Annotated in this window: 3 protein-coding genes; all 3 read left to right on the forward strand. The window is 72.0% G+C overall.

The genetic code is table 11. The features are described 5' to 3' along the window. The first annotated feature begins 70 nt into the window (after window positions 1-70). Entirely contained in the window at window positions 71-1165 is a 1095-nt protein-coding gene (locus EAO70_RS00820) for an aldose epimerase family protein (protein WP_148001107.1), read from the forward strand. Window positions 1166-2306: 1141 nt separating this feature from the next. Continuing rightward, a complete protein-coding gene (locus tag EAO70_RS00830) occupies window positions 2307-2957 on the forward strand; it encodes a DUF4360 domain-containing protein (RefSeq protein ID WP_148001109.1) in 651 nt (216 codons plus the stop codon). A 239-nt stretch (window positions 2958-3196) separates the two neighbouring features. Continuing rightward, window positions 3197-4276: tetratricopeptide repeat protein (locus tag EAO70_RS00835; RefSeq protein ID WP_148001110.1), on the forward strand; the 1080-nt coding region annotated here is incomplete at its 3' end.

Raw genomic sequence — 4276 nt, forward strand, 5'->3', positions numbered from 1 at the left:
CCCCAACACCCAAGCCCCCCACTCACGCCCTCCCATCTCTTCTCCTCCACCCTTGCCCCAAGGACTCGCCATGCTCCGACCCACCGTCCGACACCGGCCGTTCGGCACCGCCCCGAGCGGGGAGGACGTCGACCTCTGGCGGCTGGAGTCCCCCTCCGGCGTGTACGCCGAGGTGCTCACGTACGGGGGTGTCCTGCACGCCCTCGGGGTCCCCGGCACCGGGGGCGGAACGGACAACGTGGTGCTGTCGCTCACCTCTGTGGACCAGTACGCGGAGAAGGGCCCGTACCTCGGTGCGCTGGTGGGCCGGTACGCCAACCGCATCGCGTACGGCCGCTTCACCCTCGACGGCGCTACGTACCAGGTGCCGCTCAACGACCGGGGGCACGCCCTGCACGGCGGTCCCGAGGGCTTCGACGGAAGGGTGTGGGAGGCGCAGCCGCTGACGGACGACGGAGACACGGCCGGACTCCGGCTGTCGCTGCACAGCCCCGACGGGGACATGGGGTTCCCGGGGGCTCTCGACGTGACCGTCACGTACTCCCTGGACGCGGCGGGCACGCTGTCCGTCGACTGCACGGCCACCACCGACCGCCCGACCGTCGTGAGTCTGACCAACCACGCCTACTTCAACCTGGCGGGAGCCGGCGACGTCCTGGACCACACGCTCCAGGTCGACGCCGAGGCCTACCTGCCGGTCGACGAGGGCGGCATTCCCCTCGGCCCCCTGCGCGCGGTGGCGGGCACCCCGTTCGACCTCAGGGCTCCCCGGCTGCTCGGGGACTGCGTCCGGTCGACCGACGGGCAGGTCGCCCGGGCGGGCGGCTTCGACCACTGCTGGGCGCTGGCGGGGCGGGAGCCGGGACCGCTGCGGTACGCCGCACGGCTGGCGGCGCCGGGGGGTACACGTGTCATGGAGGTGTGGACGACGGCGCCGGGCGTGCAGGTCTACACGGCGAACCACCTGGACGGCTCCTTGACGGACGGAACCGGACGCAGCCACGAGCGTCACGGCGCGGTCTGCCTGGAGACCCAGCACTTCCCGGACGCACCCAACCGCCCCGAGTACCCCAGCGCGGTACTCCGCCCCGGAGACACGGCCCACCGACGCACGGAGTTCCGCTTCCCCCACCTCGCGAGCAGCCCGGAACAGCAGCCGAACTGACCTCGGGGGGGGGGCGATCTGGAGGACCGGGCCGCGGAGGCCGGCCATGAACCGTCTCCCCTTCCCTTGGCCCAGCAGGCAGCGCTGGTGACGCTCATGTCCGCCGGTCGTCGACGGCGGAGTCGATCACCGCGCTCAGGGCGTGCAAAGCGTGATGCGGGCCATGAGGGGCCGGCATCCCCACTCGCCGCATTCACAGCCGAGAACGGGTGTCTTCGGCCCCATCGCGTTGGTGGACCGTCCCAGGAAGTGATCCTGCATCGGGCCGAACCGGCAGAACTCCGGTTGTACCAGCGAAGCCGTCCCCTCCGCCTGGGCTCGTCCAGCTGGGGCCAGGCATGGCACGCCGAGGTTGACCGTCGTACTGCCGCGAGCTCCTCGGTCCATGGGGATGAGCCCGTCCTCTCGCAGGTGAGACGGTCCGGTTTTCGCAGTGTGATCGGTCCCCAAGTCGGGAAGAGGTCCGTTGCCATCGCCCCACAGCTCCGCACCGAGGTGTCCGTGCTCGACCACCGCGTACACGTCGACCCCCTGCGCACCAGGCGCCCGTTCCTGCCGTCCTGGCCTGACCGGGCGGTCCGGTGACCTCCATGGCCGTCTGGAAGTGCCCCGACTGCGACACCAACAACGACGCTCGCGATGTCGTCTGCAAGGTCTGCGCCGTGCCGCGCCCCTCGCGCGTCCGGAAGAACCTTCGCCGTTCCGACTGAACAACTCCGCGCCGCCGGCGGTGCGCGTCCGTGTGTGAGCTGTCGGGCAACTGCCTCTGCGTGCGGACCCGTCGACCCATCGCTCACACGACCGGGCCGCGCCCTTCGACCAGTGCCTAGTGGCGTTCCGCGCCAAAGATGTGCGTTTCGCTTGGCGGTTATTGGCCGGGCTCCGCGCTGTCACGGCGGGTGGGGGCACCTAGCATTCGACCATCCCCGCTCGGACCGGCGGGGTCGCCGGACAGAGTTCATACGCATGATAGTTCAACCGTTGTCCGTTGGACTACCCCTCTGTGCGTCCCGGCCCTTTCGATTCCTCGCGCCAGATCTCACCGCGGCGGCTCCACGAGGGGCGCCGCAGCCCGGCCCGTGGCGCGGACGCAGTCGTGCGTCGGCGTTCCTCGGGCAACGAAGCACCGGATGGGAGAAGCATGAGATTTCCCCTGCTCGTGACCGGGGCGGCCGTCGCCCTGTTCGCCTCGGTCCTGCCCGCAGAGGCCGGCCCCTCGTCGATCGTCGACCCGCCGCCGGACCGGATCGTCATCGACATCGCCACGGTCAACGGGTCCGGCTGCCCCCTGGGCACCGCCGCGATCGCCGTCTCCGAGGACAACACCGCCTTCACCGTCACCTACAGCGAGTACCTCGCGCAGGTGGGCGGCGGTTCCTCCCCGACCGCGGCCCGCCGCAACTGCCAGCTGAACCTCCTGGTCCACGTCCCGCAGGGATTCACGTACGCCATCGCCAGCGCCGACTACCGGGGCTACGCCTCGCTCCAACGCGGGGCCAGTAGTACGGAGAAGGCCTCGTACTACTTCCAGGGCTCGCCCAACACGGCCTTCCGCACCCACACCTTCCGGGGCCCGTACGAGGACAACTGGCAGGCGACCGACGACACCGACTGGGCTCAACTCGTCTGGGCGCCCTGCGGCGTGCAGCGCAACTTCAACATCAACACCGAACTCCGGGTGAGCGCCGGTACGTCCACTGCGGGCTCCACCAGCTACATGACGATGGACTCCACGGACGGCGACATCAGCACCGTCTACCACCTGGCGTGGAAGGAGTGCCCGGCCGGCTGACGCACCGGGCGGCCGAGGCGCCCCGCGCGCCCGGCCGCCCCCCGCCTYCCCGAACCGCACGTCGCGCACCGCACCCGCGTCCCTCTCGCTGTGGACTTCCGGGCTCCGCGTCGTACTTGAGGATGACCCGGCCGCCCGTAGGAAGGCGGAGATTGCCGGTGATGCGGAACCCCGCCGCGGTGACACCGTCTTGATCCTCGCGTCGGCTTGATCGTCGAGCCGACCCGAGGAGGTTTCTGATGGCAGGTCAGGTGACGGAGAGGCCGGCGAGGGCGTCGGCGCCGGAGTACCAAGGGGCGCTGGGATCGCTCTCGGTCAACGCCTCACTGCCGGAGGTGCTCGACCGGGGAGTACGGGAACTCCGGGCGGCGGAGGAGGCCGGCGACGCGCGGGAGGCGGCGCGCTGCGGACTGGCCGTGGCCGAGGCGTGCCGCCGGCTCGGACGCGTCGAGGAGGCCGACCGGGCGTGGAAGGCGAGCTACCGGGCGGCGCGCTCCGCGGGCCACGAGGGAGCCATGGCCTGGGCCCTCTGGAGCGGCGGAACGCTGGCCCGCCAGCGCGGCGCGCTCAGGCTCGCGTACCGGCTGCTCGGGCTCGCGGCCGAGGCCGGCGAGCGGGGCGGGGACGTCGTCGTGCGGGGCTACTCGCTGGCGGGACTCGCCGAGACCGGCCGCATCCAGGGCGACTACGAGGCGGTCGGGCGGCTGCACGAGCAGCTGCTCGCCGAGGCGCGCCGCCGGGGCGAGGCCCGGCACACCGTCTGGGCGCTGGAGGGCATCGCGCAGATGCACCGCAACACCGGCTCCTACGACCGGGCCCTGGCCCTCTTCGAGGAGGCCGCCGACACGGCGTCCCGCGCCGAGGACCGACGCGGCTGGGCCTGGGCACTGCGGGGCATCGCCGACGTGGTGTCCGTGCGCGACGGGGACGTGGAGCGGGCCCTGTCCCTCCTGACGCGGGCCGAGGAGGCCTGCCGGGAGGTACGCCTCGCCGGCGCCCTCGCCTACAACCACAAGATGCGGGGCAACGTGCTGTACCGGGCGGGCCGTTACGCGGAGGCCCGCGAGCTGTACGCCCGGGCTCTGGAGGAGTTCCGAGAGATGGAGGAGCCGCGCGGGACGGCCCTGTCGCGGCTGGGACTGGTCAAGGCCGAAGCCCGCCTCGGACGCGACGCCGCACACACCTCCGCCGAACTGGCTTCGCTCCGTACGACGTTGGACCGCATCGGACTCCGGCACGCCCGGGACATGGTCGACAAGGCCGCCGCGGAACTGGGGGTCGGACCGCTGCCGGAGGGGGCGGCCTTGTCGACCATGTCC

It is taken from the genome of Streptomyces sp. adm13(2018) (genome assembly GCF_008042145.1).
Taxonomy (GTDB): Bacteria; Actinomycetota; Actinomycetes; order Streptomycetales; family Streptomycetaceae; genus Streptomyces.

Excerpts from the sequence above, each read along its gene's own strand:
- EAO70_RS00820 (WP_148001107.1), top strand. The coding sequence starts at position 71 with ATGCTCCGACCCACCGTCCGACACCGGCCGTTCGGCACCGCCCCGAGC.
- EAO70_RS00830 (WP_148001109.1), top strand. The coding sequence starts at position 2,307 with ATGAGATTTCCCCTGCTCGTGACCGGGGCGGCCGTCGCCCTGTTCGCC.